This window comes from Rhizobacter sp. LjRoot28 (assembly GCF_964253025.1).
Lineage (GTDB): Bacteria > Pseudomonadota > Gammaproteobacteria > Burkholderiales > Burkholderiaceae_C > Rhizobacter.
This window is the reverse complement of sequence record NZ_CAXUQC020000001.1, coordinates 733049-754196: the sequence shown is the minus strand read 5'-3', so window position 1 is coordinate 754196 and position 21148 is coordinate 733049. Positions and strand designations below refer to the sequence as shown.

At 69.2% G+C, this 21148-nt stretch carries 16 protein-coding genes and 1 pseudogene; 2 read left to right on the top strand and 15 right to left on the bottom strand.

Features of this window, described 5'->3' with window-relative positions; all coding sequences use genetic code 11:
* Nucleotides 1-94: 94 nt before the first annotated feature.
* From ACSQ2F_RS03595 to ACSQ2F_RS03565, 7 genes are all read right to left on the bottom strand, one after another.
* Complete coding sequence (locus ACSQ2F_RS03595; RefSeq protein ID WP_436019853.1) at nt 95-1723, bottom strand: gamma-glutamyltransferase family protein; 1629 nt, start codon at nt 1721-1723, stop codon at nt 95-97.
* A gap of 289 nt (nt 1724-2012) precedes the next feature.
* Nucleotides 2013-3539 carry a tripartite tricarboxylate transporter permease gene (locus ACSQ2F_RS03590; RefSeq protein WP_436019851.1) on the bottom strand — a complete coding sequence of 509 codons (1527 nt, stop codon included), beginning with the start codon at nt 3537-3539 and terminating at the stop codon, nt 2013-2015.
* A 43-nt stretch (nt 3540-3582) separates the two neighbouring features.
* Nucleotides 3583-4044 (bottom strand): tripartite tricarboxylate transporter TctB family protein, encoded by a 462-nt coding sequence (locus ACSQ2F_RS03585; protein ID WP_436019849.1) that lies wholly within the window; start codon nt 4042-4044, stop codon nt 3583-3585.
* A gap of 114 nt (nt 4045-4158) precedes the next feature.
* The gene (locus ACSQ2F_RS03580) at nt 4159-5955 is read right to left on the bottom strand and encodes a GspE/PulE family protein (RefSeq protein WP_436019847.1); all 1797 of its coding nucleotides are present in this window, start codon (nt 5953-5955) and stop codon (nt 4159-4161) included.
* Nucleotides 5956-5973: 18 nt separating this feature from the next.
* Complete coding sequence (locus ACSQ2F_RS03575; RefSeq protein WP_436019845.1) at nt 5974-6774, bottom strand: spermidine synthase; 801 nt, start codon at nt 6772-6774, stop codon at nt 5974-5976.
* A gap of 10 nt (nt 6775-6784) precedes the next feature.
* Nucleotides 6785-7321, bottom strand: a complete 537-nt coding sequence (locus tag ACSQ2F_RS03570) for a DNA-deoxyinosine glycosylase (RefSeq protein WP_436019843.1) — start codon at nt 7319-7321, stop codon at nt 6785-6787.
* Entirely contained in the window at nt 7321-8145 is an 825-nt protein-coding gene (locus ACSQ2F_RS03565) for a TatD family hydrolase (RefSeq protein ID WP_436019841.1), read from the bottom strand. The genes ACSQ2F_RS03570 and ACSQ2F_RS03565 overlap by 1 nt, the downstream gene beginning before the upstream one ends.
* A 127-nt stretch (nt 8146-8272) precedes the next feature.
* On the opposite strand from ACSQ2F_RS03565, the gene ACSQ2F_RS03560 reads away from it, so the two are divergent.
* Together ACSQ2F_RS03560 and ACSQ2F_RS03555 are read left to right on the top strand one after the other, a co-directional pair.
* A complete protein-coding gene (locus ACSQ2F_RS03560) occupies nt 8273-9412 on the top strand; it encodes a hypothetical protein (protein WP_436019839.1) in 1140 nt (379 codons plus the stop codon).
* 126 nt (nt 9413-9538) lie between these two features.
* Nucleotides 9539-10192: a hypothetical protein gene (locus ACSQ2F_RS03555; protein ID WP_436019837.1), complete on the top strand. Its 654-nt coding sequence runs from the start codon at nt 9539-9541 to the stop codon at nt 10190-10192.
* 159 nt (nt 10193-10351) lie between these two features.
* Here ACSQ2F_RS03555 and ACSQ2F_RS03550 read toward each other — a convergent pair.
* The 8 genes and pseudogenes from ACSQ2F_RS03550 to ACSQ2F_RS03515 form a co-directional block, all read right to left on the bottom strand.
* Nucleotides 10352-12772 (bottom strand): annotated as a pseudogene (locus ACSQ2F_RS03550) (putative bifunctional diguanylate cyclase/phosphodiesterase).
* Between the two features lie 188 nt (nt 12773-12960).
* Complete coding sequence (locus ACSQ2F_RS03545) at nt 12961-14184, bottom strand: hypothetical protein (RefSeq protein WP_436019835.1); 1224 nt, start codon at nt 14182-14184, stop codon at nt 12961-12963.
* Nucleotides 14185-14216: 32 nt separating this feature from the next.
* A complete protein-coding gene (locus ACSQ2F_RS03540; RefSeq protein ID WP_436019833.1) occupies nt 14217-15833 on the bottom strand; it encodes a sensor domain-containing diguanylate cyclase in 1617 nt (538 codons plus the stop codon).
* A gap of 136 nt (nt 15834-15969) precedes the next feature.
* Nucleotides 15970-16659 carry an ABC transporter ATP-binding protein gene (locus tag ACSQ2F_RS03535; RefSeq protein WP_436019831.1) on the bottom strand — a complete coding sequence of 230 codons (690 nt, stop codon included), beginning with the start codon at nt 16657-16659 and terminating at the stop codon, nt 15970-15972.
* The gene (locus ACSQ2F_RS03530; protein ID WP_436019829.1) at nt 16652-17908 is read right to left on the bottom strand and encodes a lipoprotein-releasing ABC transporter permease subunit; all 1257 of its coding nucleotides are present in this window, start codon (nt 17906-17908) and stop codon (nt 16652-16654) included. The genes ACSQ2F_RS03535 and ACSQ2F_RS03530 overlap by 8 nt, the downstream gene beginning before the upstream one ends.
* A 70-nt stretch (nt 17909-17978) precedes the next feature.
* Nucleotides 17979-19862 carry a 1-deoxy-D-xylulose-5-phosphate synthase gene (dxs, locus tag ACSQ2F_RS03525; protein ID WP_436019827.1) on the bottom strand — a complete coding sequence of 628 codons (1884 nt, stop codon included), beginning with the start codon at nt 19860-19862 and terminating at the stop codon, nt 17979-17981.
* On the bottom strand, nt 19862-20782 hold the full coding sequence (locus ACSQ2F_RS03520) for a polyprenyl synthetase family protein (protein WP_436019825.1): 921 nt from the start codon (nt 20780-20782) through the stop codon (nt 19862-19864). Before ACSQ2F_RS03520 ends, dxs begins: the two co-directional genes overlap by 1 nt.
* Complete coding sequence (locus ACSQ2F_RS03515) at nt 20779-21021, bottom strand: exodeoxyribonuclease VII small subunit (protein WP_436019823.1); 243 nt, start codon at nt 21019-21021, stop codon at nt 20779-20781. The genes ACSQ2F_RS03520 and ACSQ2F_RS03515 overlap by 4 nt, the downstream gene beginning before the upstream one ends.
* Nucleotides 21022-21148: the final 127 nt, after the last annotated feature.

Here is a 21148-nt window from a genome sequence, read left to right as displayed (position 1 = left end):
GAGTGGCAAAGCCGTCCCCGACCCGGGCAGGCCGCGCGGGGACCCGCCGATCGAGCAAGGGCCGTGCCCGAATGGGCGCCCGGCCCGCTGTCGGTCACCAGGCGGCCGCGAGACCGTCCCGCCGGGCGTCGCTGGCGGCCACGTAGCCGTCGGTCGCCGGGTCGCCGAGCCGCCAGATGAACTGGCCGGCCCCGAAATCCTGGTAGCTGTCGTTGATGACCGCCAGGCGATGGCCCCGGTCGGCCAGCCCTTGTCGGGTGGTCGGGTCCATGCCGGCCTCCACGTTGAGCTCCAGCCCCTGGTTATAGCGCCAGCGGGGCGCGTCGCAGGCGGCCTGGGGGTGCTGCCGATGAACCAGCATGCGGACGAGCGTCTGCACGTGCCCCTGGGGCTGCAGGTTGGCGCCCATGACCCCGAAGGACATGACCGGCGCGCCGTCCCGGGACAGGAAGGCCGGGATGATGGTGTGGAAGGGGCGCTTGCCCGGGGCCACGACATTGGGGCTGGCCGGGTCGAGGCTGAATGCGTGACCGCGGTTCTGCATCGACACCCCGTAGCCCGGCACCACCACCCCGGAGCCGAAGCCGAGGTAATTGCTCTGGATGAAGCTGACCATCATGCCCTGCTCGTCCGCGGCAGTCAGGTAAATCGTTCCACCCTTCACCGGGTTACCGGCACCGAAGTCCTGTGCCTTTTGCGGGTTGATGCAGCGCGCCCGCTCGGCCAAGTACGCCGGATCCAGCAGCTGGGCGGCGGTCACGGTCATGCTGGCCGGCTCGGCGACGAACCGGTACACATCCGCGAAGGCCAGTTTCATGGCCTCGATCTGCAGGTGCTGGGCGGCGGCGCCGTCCACCGGCAAGGCGGCCAGGTCGAAGTGGGCGAGGATGCCCAGGGCCATCTGGGCGGCGATGCCCTGCCCGTTCGGCGGCATCTCGTGCACGGTGTGGCCGGCGAAATCGATGCCGATCGGCTCCACCCACTCCGGCCGGTACGCCGCCAGGTCGTCCAGGGCCAGCGCACCGCCATGGGCGCGGGCATGCGCCACCGCGGCCTGGGCGATCTCACCGCGGTAGAACGCCTCGCCCCGTGTGCGGCCGATGAGCTCGAGCGAACGCGCCGCATCGGCGAAGACAAAGCGCTCGCCGACCTCGGGTGCGCGACCACGCGGCAGAAAGGCCTCGGCATAGCCCGGCAGCCCTTGCAGGAGCGGCGCGGCAGCGGCCCACTTCTGCTGCACGACCAGCGGCACGGCGAATCCGCGCCGGGCCACCTCGATCGCGGGCGCCATCAGGTCGGCGAACGGCAGCTTGCCGAAGCGCTCGCTGAGTGCCACCCAGCCGGCGACGGCGCCCGGTACCGTGACGCTGTCCCAGCCGCGCTGCGGCGGCGTGCGGGCATCCGGGCCCACCCGGCCGGCGAAGTACGCCGGTGTCCAGGCCTGCGGCGCGGTGCCCGAGGCGTTCAGCCCGTGGAGGCGTTGGCCGTCCCAGACGAGGCAGAAGGCATCGGAGCCGAGGCCATTGCTGACCGGCTCGACGATGGTCATCATCGCAGCCGACGCGATGGCCGCATCCACCGCGTTGCCGCCGGCCATCAGCATGCGCAAGCCGGCCTGCGCCCCCAGCGGATGGGAGGTGGACACGATGTTGCGGCCGAACACCGGCAGGCGCAGGCTGGGATAGCCGGCGCGCCAGTCGAAGCCGGGAGTGGTCTGCGTCATGTGAAGCACCTCGTCGAGCCACGCGGGCGGTTGGGGTGATGCTAGTCCCTTGGCAAAGACATCGCCGATGGCAGGCGGCTTGCGCACGAACTCGGGGATGGCGGCAGCCCTGCAGGGACATGGCGCGGGTCGTTCGGGCGGGCACAGGCTGGTGGATGACTGCCGGCCGGAGCAGGACGCCCTTCCCCACGCCCTCCCCCACCCGCCGCCTCCTCGACGGTGCGACGCACGACCCGCCCAACAAAAAGCCGCCCCGAGGGGCGGCTTCAGGCCGATCGCGAACGGCGCGTCAGTCGGCGTCCTTGAACGCCACCTCACGCTTGCTGCGGATGGCGGGCAGCAGCACGATGACGATCATCAGGGCTGCCGCGATCAGCAGGCCGGCCGACAGCGGACGGGTGGCGAAGGTGCTCCAGTCGCCACGAGACAGCAGCAGCGCCCGACGCAGGTTCTCTTCCATCATGGGCCCCAGGATGAACCCGAGCAGCAGCGGTGCCGGCTCGCATTTCAACTTGTAGAACACATAGCCGATGACCGCGAACACCGCCGTCATGTAGACGTCGAAGTTGTTGTTGTTCAGCGTGTAGGTGCCGATGCAGCAGAAGAGCGTGATGGCCGGGAAGAGGAAGCGGTAGGGCACGGTCAGCAGCTTGATCCACACGCCGATCAGCGGGAGGTTCAGCACCACGAGCATTGCATTGCCCACCCACATCGACACGATGAGGCCCCAGAACAGGTCCGGGTTGCTCGACATCACCTGCGGGCCGGGCTGGATGCCCTTGATGGTCATCGCGCCGACCATCAGCGCCATCACCGCGTTCGGCGGGATGCCGAGGGTGAGCATCGGGATGAACGAGGTCTGTGCGCCGGCATTGTTGGCCGACTCCGGGCCCGCGACGCCGCGGATGTCACCCTTGCCGAAGCGACCGCTGTCGCCGGCGATCTTCTTCTCGAGCGTGTAGGACGCGAAGGAGGACAGCAGCGCGCCGCCACCCGGCAACACGCCGAGGGCCGAGCCGAGGGCAGTGCCGCGCACGACGGCCGGCCAGGCTTCCTTGAAGTCCTGTCGGGTCGGCCACAGGCCCTTGACGTCCTTGGTGAAGACCTCGCGGTTTTCCTCGGGTTGGCCGAGGTTGGAGATGATCTCGCCGAAGCCGAACACACCCATGGCGATGACGACGAAGTTGATGCCGTCGGTCAGTTCGGGAAAGCTGAAGTCGGTGAAGGGAACCTCGGAGAAGCGCGGCACGCCCGAAATCACGTCGGTGTTGATCTGCGCCAGCAGCAGGCCGAGGATGATCATGGCGATCGCCTTGACGAGCGAACCGGAGGCCAGCACCACGGCGCCGATCAGGCCCAGCACCATCAGCGAGAAATACTCGGCCGGGCCGAACTTGAAGGCCAGCTCGGTCAGCGGCGGGGCGAAGGCGGCGATCACGATGGTGCCGAAGCAGCCCGCGAAGAAGGAGCCCAGGCCCGCCGCGGCGAGCGCCGCACCGGCGCGGCCCTGGCGCGCCATCTGGTAGCCGTCGATCGCGGTCACCACCGAGCTCGATTCACCCGGCACGTTGATCAGGATGGCCGTGGTGGAGCCGCCGTACTGAGCGCCGTAGTAGATGCCGGCCAGCATGATGAGGGCGGGCGTTGCGTCGAGCGCGTAGATCGACGGCAGCAGCATGGCGATGGTGGTCACCGGGCCGAGGCCGGGCAGCACGCCGATCAGGGTGCCCAGCACGCAGCCCATGAAGGCATAGGCCAGGTTCGAGAGCGACAGGGCGACACCGAAGCCCTGCGCGAGGTTGTTCAGGAGATCCATGGACGGCTTTCTCGTGCGAAGGTGTTCTTGGCGATGGCAGGCATCAGGCGCCGACGGCCGGCCAGAGCGGGATGGTCAGTGCAAGACCCTTGATGAACACGAGCCAGCAGAACACGGTCAGCACCGCGCTGGCGATGAGGACACCGGTCCACTTGAACTGCTGTCCGGCCAGGCTCACGGCAATGATGAGGATCGGCGTGGTGAGGATCATGCCGAGGCGCGGCAGCAGCACGCCGAACAGGACGATCGAACCGACGATGACCAGCAGCGGGCGCCAGGCGATGTCGCCGATGGGGTCGCCGCCCTCGGCTTCGATGGTGAGCGACGTGAAGATCACGACCGCGCCGAGGATGGCCATGATGACGCTCAGGATCATCGGGAAGTAGCCGGGGCCCGGCCGGGCAGCGCTGCCCATGCTGTACTCGGTGGCGCCATAGGCGAAGGCCAGGCCCACCACAAGGAACATCAGACCCGAAAAGAAGTCTCGTTGACTCTTGATTTTCACAAACGTACCCCTGGCGTGTCGTGCGACGTAGCGGTGGATTCTAGGCAGGCATGCCCGGAGACCGTGTGTGGTTTACACGTAGCGGCCCGGGGCCCCTCTGGGAAGCCTCCGCCTTCAGCCTTCCCAGACGGGCGTGGAACGAAGCACTTCCTCGACGGTGGTCAGGCCCTCGGCCACCTTCATCGCCCCGGCAAGGCGCAGCGGGCGCAGCCCGTCCTTCAGGGCCTGGCGGCGCAGTGCGCCGGCGTCGGGCGTCGGGCTGATGGCGCTGCGCGCCGCGTCGGTGACGTCGAGCAGTTCGTAGAGCCCGGCCCGGCCGCGAAAGCCCGTCATGCGGCAGTCGAGGCAGCCGACCGGCTTGTAGCCACGCACCTTCCCGTTGAGACTCCAGGGCTTGATGATCGTGTTGAGCGATTCCGCGGTGAGCGACTCGTCGGGCTGCTTGCAGGCGGGGCACAAGGTGCGCACCAGTCGCTGCGCCAGCACGCCGATCACGGTGGCGCCGATGAGGTAGGGCGCGACACCCAGGTCGGTGAGCCGGGTGATGGCCGATGCCGCATCGTTGGTGTGCAGGGTGCTGAACACCAGGTGGCCGGTGAGCGCCGCCTGGATGGCCATCTCGGCGGTTTCCAGGTCACGGATCTCGCCGACCATGATGATGTCGGGGTCCTGGCGCATCAGCGCGCGCAGGCCTTCGGCGAAGCCGAGGTCGAGGGCACTCTGCACCTGGGTCTGGTTGAACGCCGGCTGGATCATCTCGATCGGGTCTTCGATCGTGCAGACGTTCACCTCATCGGTGGCCAGGCGCTTGAGCGTGGAGTAGAGCGTGGTGGTCTTGCCCGAGCCGGTGGGGCCGGTGACGAGGATGATGCCGTGCGCACGGCCCACGAGCGTCTCCCAGCGCTGGCCATCATGGGCGCCGAAGCCCAGCGCCTCGAGCGACTTGACGGTGGTGTCGGGGTCGAAGATGCGCATCACCATCTTCTCGCCGAACGCGGTGGGCAAGGTGGACAGCCGCATCTCCACCTCGTCGCCCTGCGGGTTGCGCGTCTTGATGCGGCCGTCGAGTGGCCGGCGGCGCTCCACCACGTCCATGCGGCCGAGCAGCTTGATGCGGGCGATCATGGCGTTCATCACGCCGGGCGGCAGCTGGTAGACGGTGTGCATCACGCCATCGATGCGGAAACGGATGACGCTCAGCTCCCGTCGCGGCTCGAGATGGATGTCGCTGGCCCGCTGGTCGAAGGCGTATTGCCACAGCCAGTCGACCACCTGCACCACGCCCTGGTCGTTGGCGTCGAGCTGCTTGTTCGAGCGGCCGAGTTCCACCAATTGCTCGAAGCTCGCGCTTGCGGCCATCTCGCCCGTCTTGGAGGCCGCCTTGACGGACTTGGACAGCGTGTAGAACTCGGTCGTGAACCGGGCCAGGTCGAGCGGGTTGGTGATGACGAGCTTGAGCGTCTTGCGGGTGTGGGCCTCGATCTCGGCCACCCAGCCCAGGTCGAAGGGTTCGCTGGTGGCAACCACCACCTCGTTGAGGCCCACCTGCAGCGGCAGCGCACGCCGGCGCTCCGCGTAGTTGATGGACATGACCTCGGCCACGCGGCCGACATCGACCTTCAGGGGGTCGATGCGCTGGTAGGGCAGTCCGCAATGGCGAGACAGCCACTCGGAGAGCATGTCGGTGTCGAGCGGCTTGCCCGTGCGCGCGTGGTTCAGGCCGGCGCTGCCCAGGCGCACCAGCGGGTGCTGCTTGCTGTCCGCCGCGGCGAAGCGCTTTTCCACGGTGTCGTGGGCCGCGTCGGTGATGAGGCCGTCGTCACGCAGCCACTTCAGCACCCGGCGCCAATCGAGGCGGCCCGAGGGATGGGCGGAGGTGGACTTGGTGGACGCTTGGGAAACGGCGGTCATGGCGGTGCAGGAAAGCGGCTAGCGGCTGGCGGACGCCGGCGCGACCGCAGGCGTGGCCGGCGACGGCAGGGTGCGGATCATGCGCAGCCACTTGCGGGCCGGCAGGTCGAAACGAGTTTCAATGTTTTCCGCGCGGGCGGCAAGCGTCTCCCTGTCAGGAAATGCAATGCCTTTCAGCACCACGACGATGGAGTTACCTTCCTTGGTGGGCCGCAAACACCGCACGGCCTCGGGCCCGAAGGCCTTGGCGATGCGCGCCGCGCTGCGCTCGAAACTCGCGTCGCGTCCGAAGAGGTTGACCGTCATCACGCCGCCCTCGCCCAGCAGCGCATGGCAGTGCCGATAGAACACCTCGTCGTCCAGCACCGGGCTGGCCGCGTCGTGGTCATAGAGGTCGACATTCAGCACGTCCACCGTGCCGATGCGGTCCGGGTCGGCGGCAAAGGCCGCGGCGTCCTCGTTCAGCACGGTGAGGCGCGCGTCGTCCTCCGGCAGGTGGAACCACATCCGGCAGGCGGTGATCACCGTCGGGTTCAGCTCCACCGCGGTCGTGCGCATGCGCAGGTTGCGGTGGCAGAAGCGGGTGATGGCGCCGGCCCCGAGTCCCAACTGCACGGCGTGCCCGTCGGTGACGTGGTCGGGGTCACGCAGCAGCAGCCACACCATCATGCGCTGGATGTACTCGAGCTCCAGCGCATGCGGCTTGCGCACCCGCATGGCCCCCTGCACCCACGGCGTGCCGAGGTGCAGGTACCGCACGCCGTCGGCCTCGGACATCGTCGCGGGGGCCAGTTCGATCTTTCGCTTGCGGGTTGCCATGGAAGAAGGTTCAGGCGAGGCCCTGGGCCTCGAAGACGGCGCGCCAGGCCGCGAGCTTGCGTTCGAACGACCAGGCGGCGTGGGCCGGGCTCGTGGAGGGAAGCCGCGCCACCGCCACGCCGAGTGCCGCGGTGAGGCGGGCGCTGCGTGCCGACTCGGCACCGTTGTGCGCCACCGCCGCCAGCGAGGGCGCGAGCCGGCGCAGCGTCGTCAGGTCGTTGGGCACGGCGTTCCGGATGTCGGCGTCGAGGCTGCCTTCGCGGTCGCAGTGTGCATGGACGTCCCACAGTCCGACGCCGCGGGCGGTCATGGCCTCCAGCCGCTGCGCATACGTCAAGGCGCGCAGGTCGGTGGACCAGAGCGCCGACAGGATGGGCCAGAACTGGTTGCGTGGGTGGGCATAGTACTCGCCGGCCGCGAGCGACGCCGCACCGGGGAAGCTGCCGAGCACGACGAGCCGCGTGCGGGCATCGGCCACGGGCGCAAGCCCGTGCAACCGGGCTGTGGAAGCGGGAGCTGAAGCGGAAGCGGAAGCGAGCAAGGACATCAGGGGCAAGAGTCTGCCAGAGCCGCCAGGCGCGGCAGCGCGGCGCGGGCGTTGGCGCCGGTGATCGACGCCGTTTCCGCAAGCGTCCAGCCCCGCAGCCCGGCCATGACTTGGGCGATGCGCGGCAGCTCGGCCGGTTCGTTGCGCGCGACATGGCCGGCGGCCCGCTCGGCGGCCGTGCGGTAGAGCCAGTGAGGGGGGATGTCCGGCGCGTCGGTCTCCAGCACGACGGCCGACGCCGGCACGCTGGCGGCGAGGCGGCGCAGTTGAAGCGCTCGGTCGAAGGTCATCGCCCCGCCGAAGCCGAGCCGGAAGCCCAGGTCGGTGAAGATCCGGGCCTGCTGGTCGCTGCCGTTGAAGGCGTGCGCGATGCCTTTCACCGGGCTGCGGCGGAAATGCTTGAGCAGCGCATCGGCCGAACGCCGCACATGCACGATCACCGGCAGATTGAAACGCTCGGCCAGGGCCAACTGCGCCGCCAGGAACTGCTCGCCGCGCGCCTGGTCGAGCCCGGGCACGAAGCGGTCCAGGCCGATCTCGCCCACGGCCACCAGGCGAGGGTCGTCACGATGGCGGGCGAGATCGGACTCCAGCCGCGCCAGGTCATCGGGGCCGGCCCGGTCGACGAAGAGCGGGTGGATGCCGAGCGCGTACGCGAAGCCGTGGGTGTGGGCGAGCGTGCGCACCGTGTCGAAGTCGAACGCACCGACCGCCGGCAGCACCAGCATGCCGACCCCGGCCTGCCGCGCGCGCGTCACCACAGCATCGCGGTCGGCCTCGAACTCCGGGGCGTCGAGGTGGCAGTGGGTGTCGATCCAGGGCATCCGCCCGATGATGCCACCGCGCTTCGTTCAAGCGCGAAATGCCGCACATTCATGCCGCGGTGCGCCGCTTCCGGCCCCCGTGTCCGCCCTCTATAGTGCCCGCACAACAAAGACAGGGAGAGGGAACATGAAGACGTGCCACGGCTGCGGCCGGCTGAGCCCGGACACGGCGTCGTCGTGCCCGAAGTGCGGAACCCCGCTGCCCGCGGCCGCCCTGCCCTCGGCGCGCGACCTGCCCCAACCGGCCGTTCTTCCGGCGACGCCCTTCGATGCTCGCCCGGCCTCGACGCGCGCGGCCCCGCCGGTCGCTCAGTCCACGGCGGCGCGTGCGGGCATCGCCTCGGCAGGCCGGCCCCGCCTCGTCGCGGGCGCCACCGCCTCCACCTTCGATCCCGACACCATTCCCTCCACCTTCGGCCCCGGTGACGGCGGCGACGTGGTGGTCGACGGCTTCGACGAGGAAGCCTGGCGCGCCGTCATCGGCCCGTCCAACCAGGACTACTACCTCGACCGCTTCCGGGCGATCGAGGAGGCCGGCGGCGGCTGGCGCGCGGGCTGGCACTGGCCCGCCCTGTTCGTGACCTGGTACTGGATGATGTACCGGCGGCTGTGGGGTGCCGTTGCCCTCTATGCAGTGGGCTCCTGGCTTCTCATGATCGGCGCCGGCGCGTTGGCGGGTTCCCGGTCGACGGCGGGCGCGGTGGTCATCCTGACCCTGGTCGCGGCCTATTTCCTGGCCCCTCCCTTGTTCGCCACCTCGCTGTACTACCGCCGCTGCGCGCGCCTCATGCGCCGTGCGGCACAGGACACCACCCGCGAGCGCTACCTCGGGCGCCTCGAAGCGGCGGGGGGCACCGGCCGCGGCCCCATGGTCGTGCTGCTCATCGTCGGCAGCATCGCCCTCGTGGGCATCCTGGCCGCCATCGCCCTGCCCACCTATACCGAGTACCAGCGCCGGGCACAGGTTGCCGAGGTCATGGTGTTCGCCCGCACCCATGCAGCGGCCGCCGCCGAGACGTACGAAGCCAGCGGCGCCTTCCCGAGCCAGCTGACGGACGCACCGCCCCTGTGGCCCGAACTGGAAGGCCTGGAGATCAACCCCGACTCCGGCGTCATCCAGGTGCGCATGCGCTTCGCCCCGAAGGGCCCCGCCGGCGAGCTGTTCCTGCTCCCCGAGATCGACGCCACCCGCCGGATCACCTGGCGTTGCCAGGCCTCGCCCACGCTGCAGCGTTTGGCGCCGCGCGAGTGCCGAGCGGTGAACTGACGCCAATGCGCACGCCGCCCCACCGCCGCTTCGTCCTGAAGCAGCGCTGACGCTTCGGCGCGCAAAGCGCGTGGCCGGAAGGCTCGATCGAACGGCCCCCTCTTCTTACCCGCCGTGAAAATGACAATGAAACGACTGATCCTGTGCGCATCATTCCTGCTGGGCGGTTGCGCCACCCAGGTGGTTCCTTTGAACGTGCCTGGCATTGAGCGCTCGGAGGCCGCACGCGTGCAGGACCTCCGCCCTGCGACCGAAAAGGAAAGCGAGATCTTCAGCCTCTCGATCACCAACGAGGCCTATGCGCTGTACCGTGTGGCCGACGCTGTGATGGCCCCGCCCCCGATTCGCCTGCTGCAGCACCGCGCCTTCGAGACATTCGAGTCGCGAGGCGCCCCGGCCGACATCAAGGTGCGCCACCTGGTGGTCTACCGCAATCTTCAGGCCGGCATGCGCAAGGCGGTGCTCGGGCAGGCGATCGGCGGCGTCATCGGTGCGGCGGTGGCCGGCAAAGCGGTCACCGATCCGTCCGGCATGGCCCACTCGCTGGTCGATGCTTCAGCCTTCGATGCGCTGGAGAAGACGGAATACAAGCGGGCGCAGTACTCGGCCGAGGAGAACCCGGGCCGGGGGCCGGTGTACATCATCTACGTGGAGACCGAAGTCAACGGCACACGCGCCTTCACCCGCACCTTGGCGCCGCACAACGGCAAGGAGGGGGAGAATCCCTTGGTCAAGGCGCTGGAAGCGGCGGTGGCGTTCAACATCGCGCAACACCGCTGACCCGGCAGGCGGAGAGCGCCCGGCCCGCGGTGAGCTGCCACAGTCCATGCCGAACCGCGGGCTGCGGCAGGCCCGTCGGTCTGATGCCTGACATGACGTGACTGGAGAATGCACGCCCGCTCACGGCGCCTGCGGCGCCACTGACTCCCCCTTCGACGTCTAGTTCAGCGGCCCCGCCCGCGGCGCCCCCGCCAAGTGCGGATTGGCCCGCAGCAGCTCGGCAAGCTCCTCGGCACTGATGGGCCGGCTGAAGTAGAAGCCCTGCATCTCGTCGCAGGCCTGGTCGCGCAGGAACTCCTGTTGTTCGAGCGTTTCGACGCCCTCGGCCACCACCGTCATGCTCAGGGTGCGGCCCATGGCGATGATGGCGGAGGCGATGGCCTTGTCCTAAGAGTTCGTGGCGAGGTCCCGGATGAATGACCGGTCCACCTTGAGCGTGTCGATGGGGAAGTCCTTCAGCTGTCCGAGGGACGAGTAGCCGGTGCCGAAGTCGTCGATGGCCAGCCGCACGCCGAGCTTCTTGATGGCGGTCATCACGGCGATCGCGCGGCCGGTGTCGTGGATCAGCATGCCTTCGGTGATCTCGAGTTCGAGCAGCGCCGGGTCGAGCCCGCTCTCGGCGAGGACGCGCTCCACGTCCTGCAGCAATTCGACGTCGCCGAACTGCCGCGCGGAGATGTTGACGGCCACGCGAATCGGCGGCAGGCCCTGCGCCTGCCACGCCACGGCCTGCATGCACGCCGCCCGCAGCACCCACCGGCCGATGGCCACGATGATGCCGCTCTCCTCGGCCACAGGGATGAAGCGTGACGGCGACACGTCGCCCAACTCGGGACTGCGCCAGCGCAGCAGCGCCTCGACGCCCGAGATGCCGCTGCCCCGCAGGTCGAGCTTGGCCTGGTAGTGCAAGGTGAACTCCTGCCGCTCGAGGGCGTGGCGCAGGCCGTTCTCGATGTTCAGGCGTTCCATCGACTGCGAGTTGATCTCCGTCGAGAACATCTGGTACGTGTTCTTGCCGTCGTCCTTGGCGACGTACATGGCGATGTCGGCGTTCTTCATCAGCATCTGCTCGTCGATGCCATCGTCCGGATAGAGCGCGACGCCGATGCTGGCACTGATGCGGCAGTCCTGCCCGCCGAGCCGGATCGGCTTGGACGCCGCCTCGAGCAGCTTGCGTGCCACCGCCCCCGCCTGCTCGGCATCGGCGACCTCGAGGGCGAGGATCACGAACTCGTCACCCCCCAGACGTGCGAGCACGTCGCTCGTGCGAAGCGCGGCGGTGAAGCGCGCCGCGATCTCCTTGAGCAGGGTATCGCCCGCCTCATGGCCGAGGGTGTCGTTGATGAACTTGAACCGGTCCAGGTCGACGAAGAGCACGGCGAACCGCCGCTCGTAGCGCGCCGAGGTGGCCACGGCCCCCTTGAGCAGTTGCAGGAACATGCGCCGATTGGGCAGGCCCGTCAGCCCGTCGTGCATGGCAATGTGCTGCGCCCGCGCCTCGGCCAGCTTCTGCGCGGTGATGTCCCGGCTGACGCCGCGGTAGCCGCGAAAGCGCCCCGCTTCGTCGTGCATGGGCTCGCCGCTCACGCTCACGAAATAGCTTCGGCCATCCGGCTGCCGGCCTTGCAGCACGACGTCGCGGAACGGGGCGCGGGCCTCGAGCCGGACGTGGTGTTCGTGCCAGTCGGGCTGCCCGTAGAGCACCACCGGACCGTCCCAGATCGGCTTGCCGAGGAACGCCCGCTGCATCTCGTCGGTCTCAGCATGGCGGTTTTCCATGTGGACCAGGCGGTGCTCGGCGTCCTGCTCCCAGTAGTAGTCGGACGAGATGCTGGTGAGCGCCCTGAACCGCGCCTCGCTCTCGCGCAATGCCTCCTCGACGCGCAGGCGTTCAGTGACGTCGCGCACCACGCCGTGGAAGCCGCAAAGTCGGCCCTGGGCGTCGTTCAACAACTGGATGGACCCTTCGACCTGAACCGTGCTGCCGTCGCGGCGGCGGTACTGCCACGCTTCGCACTGCGCGGGCGCACCCTCCTGCCGGACGCGCTCGAACAGGCTGGCCAGGTGCGCCGCCATCGCCTCGGTCTGGCATGCCGAGGCGTCTCGCAGTGGAAGCTCCTCGGGCGGCACGCCGATGATGCGACCGAACGCCGCATTCATGAACAGAGGGCGTCCCTCGAGATCGACCTGGTAGTAGCCATCCGGCAGGTCATCCAGCAACGCAGTGGCGGACGGCGCGTGGCCGTCCAGGCCGGTCGCCGGAGCGTCGACACGACCGCTCACGGGTCGGCCCCCGAGCGCGGTGGCGAGCGCCTGGCACACGGTCGCCAACCGCGTTCCATCGAGTGACCGTGACGTTTCGGGCACGAGCCAGGCCAGATGAGCGCCGTCGCCCGGCAGGTCGATGCCGTGGAGGGCGTCGCCAACGCCAACGCCGCCGGGCACCAGCGTCGCACCGATGCCGGCATCGCGCAGCGCTAGCGTGGCTGCCGAGCAGAGGGCATCGGGACCCGCATCGCTCGGCAGCCCGCTCAGTGCCCGTTGCAGCAGAAACTCGGGGTCATGGCTTGTAGACAACATCGGATCCCTGGTTGGGCCGCTGGCCGGCAAAGGTTCATGCGGTCCGGTGGCGCTTGCGCCTTCCCGGGCCGGCCTGTCCCGCAGCGGGCCGGCGCCGGTTGGTCACTGCTTTATGCCACAAGCGTGCCCGCGCCGGGGTCCGCCCCCGGGTTGCCACGGAGGCCAATGGGGCGAGCCGGGGACGCAGCTCAGCGCGCCGCCGCGCGCGCCGCATCGGCGGCCGCGCTGGCAACGACCGGAGCCGCACGCCGCGGCAGGTCGAGCGAGGCATCGAAGCCGAACAGTCGACCCGACCAGATGAACACCACCCACACCAGCACGCCGAACGGCAGGTAGCCGAAGTAGCCGAGCAGCGGCATCTCGGCCCAGAGGTGAATCACGTTGACGTAGGGGATGTCGTAGACCCAGTAGTTGGGGTTGGTGGGCGGCAGGCCGGGCGGCTGGGCGCTGCCCCAGTTCCAGAACTCCCACAGGAAGCCGTTGAAGAGCGAGGCCAGGGCGATGAGGATCGCGGGCGACCAGTTCCCCTCGCGCATCGCGGTGAACGGGGTCCAGACCCCGAGGCGCTGGAGCTGCCCGGTGATGACGGCCATGGGGCCGATCCACACGACCCAGAACAGCGGCAGCGGGAGCATCACCATCAGGGCGATGGAGGCCAGGCCGCCCCACACCAGCAGGCCAGACGGCAGGGGCAGCCGCGGGCCTTGCGCATAGCGGGCGACCAGCCGCGGGAAGGTGTTGAGCAAGGTGTACCACTCGAAGATGGCCGGCCACACGGTGGAGTAGGCCACGAGGAAGATGACGACCATGGCGCTGTGGCTCAACTCGGGCATGTGGCCGTTCGGGTAGTACCAGTTGCCCAGCACGAAGTAGTTGGCGTACTCGAAGTAGTACCAGCCCACCACCGAGACGCCGGCGCAGATCCACAGGGTCCTCGGGCGGCTGGCCATCAGCGAACGGCCTCCCGTGCGACGGTAGACCCAGCCGTCCAGGGCGACGATGAAACCCCACCAGAGTGGCGAGAACGCGTAGTAGACGAGGTCGCCGAACACGGTGAAGCGGGCGAACATCAGCCACAACGAGGCGGCGGCCACCGCCGCGCCGGCCCAGAACCACCAGGGCAGCGGCACGACGTCCGTTGGAGCAGGGTTGGCTGCCACCGGCTTGAACCCGAACCAGCGCGGCATGAGCAGCAAGGCGAGCAGCACCAGCGCGACCGCGGCCACCGCGAGGAAGTACGGCCACCAGAAGGTCGGCATCTGCACCACGAACTCCGGCGGGAACGCGCCGAAGCCGGGCGGAAGGTGGGTGCCGGGGTACACGAACCAGGCCACGACGAGCGGTACCACGAGCGTGGCCAGGACGGGCCAGATCAGGGCCCAGCGAATGCCTTGCGGCGACGGTTCGGACATGCGTTCTCTCTCCCTTGGTGATGACGGCCCCCTCAGGCCGCATCCGCCTCGACCGAGGCGGAATCCCGTGTGCGCCTTCGTTGGCGCTTGTTCTCGTACATGCGTGAGTCGGCCACGTGCTTGAGCTGGTCGTGGTGGCTGCATTCGAAGACCCGCACCGACCCGCTGCTCGCGCCACTCAGCGGGTAGCCCGAACCGCGCAGCCCCTCGACGGTGTCGGTCAGCGAGCGCTCGACCGCCTGGGTGTCCCCGTGGTGCGTGGTGGCAGCGAATTCGTCGCCGCCGAGGCGGTGCAGGATGGCGCAGCCCTGCAGCCGCTCGGCGAAGCCGACGGCAAAGGCCCGCAGCAGTTCATCGCCGCTCGCGTGGCCGTGGTGGTCGTTGTAGTGCTTGAGCCCGTCGAGGTCGACGAAGGTGAGGCTGCCCGCGGGCGGCAGCACGGCGAGCTCCATCTCCAGCGCATAGCGGTTGGGCAGCCCGGTGAGCGCATCGGTGCAGGCGAGCCGCAGGTTGCGCTCCGCGCGTTCGAGGGCCGCATCCTTGTCCCGCCGCAGCAGACCGAACTGGTAGGAGAGCACGAAGGCCAGCAGCACGACCTCGATGGTCACCGCGATGAGGCCCAGGTGTTCGATGTAGATGGCGTAGACGCCTTGCAGATCGACGAGCGCGATCGCCGAAAGGCCGGAGACGAAGAAGCCGACGTTGGCAAGCAGATAGGGGCGCGCCAGCACGTTGCCGCGCCACGCCTGGACCACGCCCGTGGTGAGCCCGTAGCCGAGAAACATGGCCACCCCGATGCGGTCCAGCTCGAGCGACCAGTTCGGCCGCCAGGCCGCCACCGCGATGAAGGCGAGCATGATGGTGATCACCGTGCGGCCCGCCCACCACAGGCTCGTGGCACTGTCGCGGCGGATGTCCAGCAGCGCCATCACGAACACGAGGTAGGCGATGTTGGAGAACAGGATGGGCGCGCTGATCAGGTAGAAGGTCTGCCAGCCGAAGAGGTCGCGAAAGGCCAGCAAGGCCGTGCCGTTGTAGAGCAGGTTGCCGACGATGAAAACGGCATAGGCGGCATGCACGCGCTGCCCATGCAGGGCGGCCAGGCAGGTGTAGTAGACGCCCAGGCCGAGGAAGATGCCGAGGCAGACCAGCACGATGGCGTTGCCCGCCTTGACGGCCTGCCGGTACTCCGCCAGGCCCTCCAGGTAGGGTTCGGGCTGGGCGAGGAAGAAGGGCGAGGACAGCCGCGTCACCAACCGGTAGCGGCCTGGCTCGAGCACGACTTCCCGGCCATGGCGCAGCATGAAGAGGGGCTCGATGTCGCTGCCGATGCCGCCTGACAAGCTCGCCACCAGGCGGCCGCGGTCGTCCCGCACTTCGTGCGTGTACCGGTGGATGACACTCGAGTTCTTGAAGTCGATGACCCAGGTGTCGGCGCGGGGCACGTCGAACTCGGCCTCGAACCGGAAGCGCCCGCCCGTCAAGGCGACCTGCTCGACCGGCACCACGGTGCCACCGTCGGTGTCACGCAGCCAGCGCCCGTCGAGTTCCAGGGGGGCTGCATGCGCCGTCCGGGCGCCGCACAGCACCAGCAGCAGCATCCACAGGCACCACACCGCGCGGCCGTATTTGTCGTGCGTGTTGTTCATCGGGCCGCGGCTGGTTCAGTGTCGATGGTTCCTTCGGGCCGCCAGTACACCACAGGGCCGATGAAATTCTCAAGCGTGCATGCCCGCCGCCGGCCCGCTCAGGCCGTGCGGTTTGGCACGACATGGGCCACCGCCCTTAAGGGGCGAGGTGGCCGAGCGTCAGGTGGCGGGTGCGCTGGCAGCGCGAGGCAAGCGCTTCGTCGTGAGTGACCATCACGAAGGCCGTGCCGTGCTCACGCGCGAGCTCGACCATCAAGGCAAAGACCGTGTCGGCCGTCTTGCGGTCGAGGTTGCCCGTCGGTTCGTCGGCCAGCACGCAGGCCGGCTCGCCCGCCAGCGCACGGGCGATGGCCACGCGCTGTCGCTCTCCGCCGGACAGCTGCGCCGGCCGGTGCTCGACGCGACCGGCCAGCCCCACCTGGGCCAGCACGGCGCGCGCCTTGTCCCGCGCCTGGGCCAGCGGCATGCGCCGCACCCGCAGGGGCATGGCCACGTTGTCGAGCGCGCTGAACTCGGGCAGCAGGTGGTGGAACTGGTACACGAAGCCCAGCTGGCGGTTGCGCCAGGCGCCCTGCTCCGCCGCGTTCATGGCGGCGAGGTCACGCCCGGCCAGCCGCACGCTGCCGCTCGTCGGGGCTTCGAGGCCGCCAAGGAGGTGCAGCAAGGTGCTCTTGCCCGAGCCCGAGGCGCCGACGATGGCGAGGGTCTCGCCCCGGCCCACCCGCAGGTCCACGCCCTGCAGCACGGGCACGTCGAGGCCGCCCTCGACGAAGCGCTTGTGCAGGCCGGTGGCCTCGATGACTGGCGTCGTGGCGGCGTCATTCATAGCGCAGGGCCTCGGCGGGCTGGACGCGGCTTGCGCGCCAGCTGGGGTACAGGGTGGCCAGGAAGGCAAGCACCAGGGAGATGAGCGTGATGGGCAGGATGTCGGCCCATTGGGGATCGCTCGGCATGCGGCTGATGAGGTAGATGCTGCCGGGCAGGAAGCTGGTGTTCAGCAGCCGCTCGATGGCCGGCACGATCACATCGATGTTGAAGGCGACGAGCAGACCGAGGCCGACGCCCGACAGCGTGCCGATGACCCCCGACAGCGCGCCCTGCACCATGAAGATGCCCATGATGGAGCGCGGCGTGGCGCCGAGCGTGCGCAGGATGGCGATGTCGGCCCGCTTGTCGGTGACCGTCATCACGAGGGTGGAAACGAGGTTGAAGGCGGCCACGGCCACGATCAGCGTGAGGATGATGAACATCAGCCGCTTCTCCAGCTGCACGGCGGAGAACCAGTTGCGGTTGGTGCGGGTCCAGTCGCGCACCGAGACCTCCGGGCCCAGCTGCTGCGCGAGCGACGCCGCCACCTCGCGAGCCTGGTGCAGGTCGGACAGGCGCAGCTGCACGCCGGAGGGACCTTCGAGCCGGAACAGCCGCGCGGCGTCGTCGAGGTGGATCAGCGCGAGCGTGCTGTCGTACTCGTAGTGGCCGGAGTCGAAGGTGCCGACGACCGTGACCTGCTTGAGCCGGGGCACCACACCCGCCGGCGTGACCTGCCCGCCGGGGGCGACGATGGTGACGTTGTCGCCTTCTCGCACGCCCAGCGCACGCGCCAGCTCGACGCCCAGCACGATGCCCCAGGTGCCCGGCGTGAGCTTGGCCAGGGTGGTGTCGCGCAGCTGCGCGGCCACCTCGGTGACGGTGGCTTCATCGGCCGGCGAGATGCCGCGCACGATGGCACCCCGCATGTCCTCGCCGCGGGCGATGAGGGCCTGCATGGCGATGAAGGGGGCCGCGCCGATGACCTGCGGGTTCTCGCGGGCCCGTGCCGTGGTGGCCCGCCAGTCGGGGAGTGCCCCGCCGTAGGTGTCGACCACCTCGACGTGGGCAATGGCCGCCAGCATGCGGTCACGCACTTCTTTCTGGAAACCGTTCATCACCGACAGCACGATGATGAGCGCCGCGACGCCCAGGGCGATGCCCAGCATGGACACGCCGGAGATGAAGGAAATGAAGCCGTTGCGCCGGCCGGTGCGGCCCGCACGGGTGTAGCGCCAGCCGATCTGCAGTTCGTAGGGCCAGTTCATGCGGAGCCGATGCAAGGGAAAGACAGGCCCGGTCGGACCGGGCCGGGCGCGGAACGTTCCGCGCGAGGGCTCAATGGTTGGCTGCCGGACGCAACAGCGCCGGACGCGCACCGAAGCGCTTGATGATGGCCGCCTCGATGCCGGATGCGTCGAGCCCGTTCAGGCTCATCAGCTTGGCCGGGTCGCCGTGCTCGATGAAGACGTCGGGCAGGCCGAGCGTGAGCACCGGTGTCTGCACGCCGGCGGCCTGCAGTGCTTCGAGCACCGCGCTGCCGGCGCCGCCCATCACGCAGCCGTCCTCGATGGTGACCAGGGCTTCGTGGGTGCGGGCGAGTTCGAGCACGAGCTCGGTGTCGAGCGGCTTGGCGTACCGCATGTTGGCGACGGTGGCGTCGAGCCGGCCGGCCACGTCGAGCGCCGGGTACAGCAAGGTGCCGAAGGCGAGGATGGCCACGCGCTCGCCGCGGCGCCGGACTTCGCCCTTGCCCCAGGGCAGCACGTCCAGGTCGGTGCCGGCGTCGACCCCTGCGCCGCTGCCGCGCGGGTAGCGCACCGCAACCGGGTGGTCCTGGCGGAAGGCGGTGCTGAGCAGCTGGCGGCACTCGCGCTCATCGGCCGGCGTGAGCACGCTGACGTTCGGGATGCAGCGGAGGTAGGCGATGTCGTAGTTGCCGGCGTGCGTGGCGCCGTCGGCGCCCACCAGGCCGGCGCGGTCGAGCGCGAACACGACCGGAAGGTTCTGGATGGCCACGTCGTGCACCAGCTGGTCGTAGGCGCGCTGCAGGAAGGTCGAGTAGATGGCGACCACCGGCTTCATGCCCTCGCAGGCGAGGCCCGCGGCGAAGGTGACGGCGTGCTGCTCGGCGATGCCGACGTCGTGGTACCGCTTGGGGAAGCGCTGTTCGAACTCCACCATGCCGGAGCCTTCGCGCATGGCGGGGGTGATGCCGATCAGTCGCTCGTCGGCGGCGGCCATGTCGCACAGCCACTGGCCGAACACCTGGGTGAAGGTGGGCTTGGGCGGCGTGGCGGGCTTCTTGAGGCCTTCGGCCGGGTTGAACTTGCCGGGGCCGTGATACGCCACCGGGTCAGCCTCGGCCAGCTTGTAGCCGTACCCCTTCTTGGTGACCACGTGCAAAAAGAGCGGGCCCTTGAGGTCGCGCAGGTTCTCGAGCGTCGGGACGAGAGAGTCGAGGTCGTGGCCGTCGATGGGCCCGAAGTAGGTGAAGCCGAACTCCTCGAAGATCGTGCCGGGGACGATCATGCCCTTGGCGTGCTCTTCCAGGCGGCGGGCCAGCTCGAACAGCGGCGGGGCGTTCTTGAGCACACTCTTGGCGGTGTCGCGGGCGGTGGCGTAGAACTTGCCGCTCATCAGGCGCGCCAAGTAGCGGTTGAGCGCGCCCACCGGCGGAGAGATCGACATGTCGTTGTCGTTCAGCACCACCAGCATGTTGGCACCCGAGACACCGCCGTTGTTCAGCGCCTCGAAGGCCATGCCGGCCGTCATCGCGCCGTCGCCGATGACGGCGATGGCCCGACGCTCTTCGCCGCGCATCTTGGCCGCCACGGCCATGCCGAGGGCGGCTGAGATGGAGGTGGACGAATGGGCGGTGCCGAAGGTGTCGTACTCGCTCTCGTCACGGCGCGGGAAGCCTGACAGGCCGCCCAGCTGCCGCAGGGTCGACATGCGCTCGCGCCGGCCGGTGAGGATCTTGTGCGGGTAGGTCTGGTGGCCCACGTCCCAGACGATGCGGTCCTCGGGCGTGTTGAACACGTGGTGCAGCGCCACGGTGAGTTCGACGGTGCCCAGGTTCGACGACAGGTGCCCGCCCGTCTGCGAGACGCTCTGAAGCAGGAATTCGCGCAACTCGGCGGAGAGCTGCTTGAGTTCCAGCCTCGACAGGCCGCGCAGGTCGGCGGGACCGGAGATGGATTGCAGTAGCGATTGGTTCATCAGGAGTCTCTTTCCACGACCTTGTCGGCGAGCACCTTCAGGCGGTCCACATGGGCCAGTCCGCTGCGGGCCAGGGCCTCATGCGCCTTCTGGCGCAGTTCCTCCGCGTGAACACGCGCGGCCGGCAGGCCGAGGATGCTCACGTAGGTGGGCTTGTTGTTGTTCATGTCCTTGCCGGCCGTCTTGCCGAGCGTCTCGGAAGCCTGCGTGACGTCGAGGATATCGTCCACCACCTGGAAGGCCAGGCCGACGGCGTCGCCGTAGTCGGACAGGGCCTGCCAGGCCACGGCGTCCACGTTGCCACAGGCCGCGCCCATGAGCACGCTCGCCTGGAGCAGCGCACCGGTCTTGCGATGGTGCATGTCGCGAAGGGCGCGTTCGTCGAGCGGCATGCCCACGCTGGCCAGGTCGATGGCCTGGCCGCCGGCCATGCCGGCGTGGCCGGCCGAGCGGGCCAGCAGGGAGCACAGCTTGGCCTGCAGGGCGGGCGGCACGCCTTCGTCGGGTGTCAGGACCTCGAAGGCGAGGGCCTGCATCGCGTCGCCGGCCAGCATGGCCTGGGCCTCGCCGTACTTCACATGGACGGTGGGCTTGCCGCGGCGCAGGATGTCGTTGTCCATGCAAGGCATGTCGTCGTGCACCAGCGAGTAGGCGTGGATCAGTTCCACGGCGCAGGCCGCACGCAGTGCCGCCTCCCGATGGCCCTGCACCGCCTGGGCGGCGGCCAGCACGAGCATCGGGCGCAGGCGCTTGCCGCCGTCGAGGACGCCGTAGCGCATGGCGATGCCGAGGCCGGCTGGCGCGGCTTCAGGCACCCAGGCCGACAGCGCGGATTCGACGGTATCGAGTTCGGCCTGCAACCACGTGTCAAAGGGAAGCTGCGTCGGCACGGCCGCCGCGGCTTGGGAAAACAGGCTCATGCATCACCCCAGGGTTTCAACTGTCCGTCTTCGAGCAACCGGACCTGGGTTTCCACCGCTTCCAGTCGCGAACGGCAGAAGTTCAACAGTTCGGCCCCGCGACGATAGCTGCCCAGCAGGGCATCGAGCGGCAGCTGGCCGCCCTCCATGGACGCCACCAGACGCTCCAGCTCGGCCAGGGCTTCTTCGTAGCTGGCGGGCAGCGGTGCGTCGGTCGGGGCGGGAGGGGCTTTGGCCATCGTGCGAGGTAAATGCGGGATTGTAGTCAGGCCGCGGACCTCGCACATCAAGGAGGACCCGGCTGTCGCATCCCCGCAATGGGGGTCTTGTGCGAAGGGCCGCTCGGGGAAATCCCCAGGGCGGGCT

Bases quoted from the DNA above. Each gene is read 5' to 3' on its own strand.
- ACSQ2F_RS03595 (WP_436019853.1), bottom strand. From the start codon at position 1,723: ATGACGCAGACCACTCCCGGCTTCGACTGGCGCGCCGGCTATCCCAGC.
- ACSQ2F_RS03590 (WP_436019851.1), bottom strand. From the start codon at position 3,539: ATGGATCTCCTGAACAACCTCGCGCAGGGCTTCGGTGTCGCCCTGTCG.
- ACSQ2F_RS03580 (WP_436019847.1), bottom strand. From the start codon at position 5,955: ATGACCGCCGTTTCCCAAGCGTCCACCAAGTCCACCTCCGCCCATCCC.
- ACSQ2F_RS03575 (WP_436019845.1), bottom strand. From the start codon at position 6,774: ATGGCAACCCGCAAGCGAAAGATCGAACTGGCCCCCGCGACGATGTCC.
- ACSQ2F_RS03570 (WP_436019843.1), bottom strand. From the start codon at position 7,321: ATGTCCTTGCTCGCTTCCGCTTCCGCTTCAGCTCCCGCTTCCACAGCC.
- ACSQ2F_RS03565 (WP_436019841.1), bottom strand. From the start codon at position 8,145: ATGCCCTGGATCGACACCCACTGCCACCTCGACGCCCCGGAGTTCGAG.
- ACSQ2F_RS03560 (WP_436019839.1), top strand. From the start codon at position 8,273: ATGAAGACGTGCCACGGCTGCGGCCGGCTGAGCCCGGACACGGCGTCG.
- ACSQ2F_RS03555 (WP_436019837.1), top strand. From the start codon at position 9,539: ATGAAACGACTGATCCTGTGCGCATCATTCCTGCTGGGCGGTTGCGCC.
- ACSQ2F_RS03545 (WP_436019835.1), bottom strand. From the start codon at position 14,184: ATGTCCGAACCGTCGCCGCAAGGCATTCGCTGGGCCCTGATCTGGCCC.
- ACSQ2F_RS03540 (WP_436019833.1), bottom strand. From the start codon at position 15,833: ATGAACAACACGCACGACAAATACGGCCGCGCGGTGTGGTGCCTGTGG.
- ACSQ2F_RS03535 (WP_436019831.1), bottom strand. From the start codon at position 16,659: ATGAATGACGCCGCCACGACGCCAGTCATCGAGGCCACCGGCCTGCAC.
- ACSQ2F_RS03530 (WP_436019829.1), bottom strand. From the start codon at position 17,908: ATGAACTGGCCCTACGAACTGCAGATCGGCTGGCGCTACACCCGTGCG.
- dxs (WP_436019827.1), bottom strand. From the start codon at position 19,862: ATGAACCAATCGCTACTGCAATCCATCTCCGGTCCCGCCGACCTGCGC.
- ACSQ2F_RS03520 (WP_436019825.1), bottom strand. From the start codon at position 20,782: ATGAGCCTGTTTTCCCAAGCCGCGGCGGCCGTGCCGACGCAGCTTCCC.
- ACSQ2F_RS03515 (WP_436019823.1), bottom strand. From the start codon at position 21,021: ATGGCCAAAGCCCCTCCCGCCCCGACCGACGCACCGCTGCCCGCCAGC.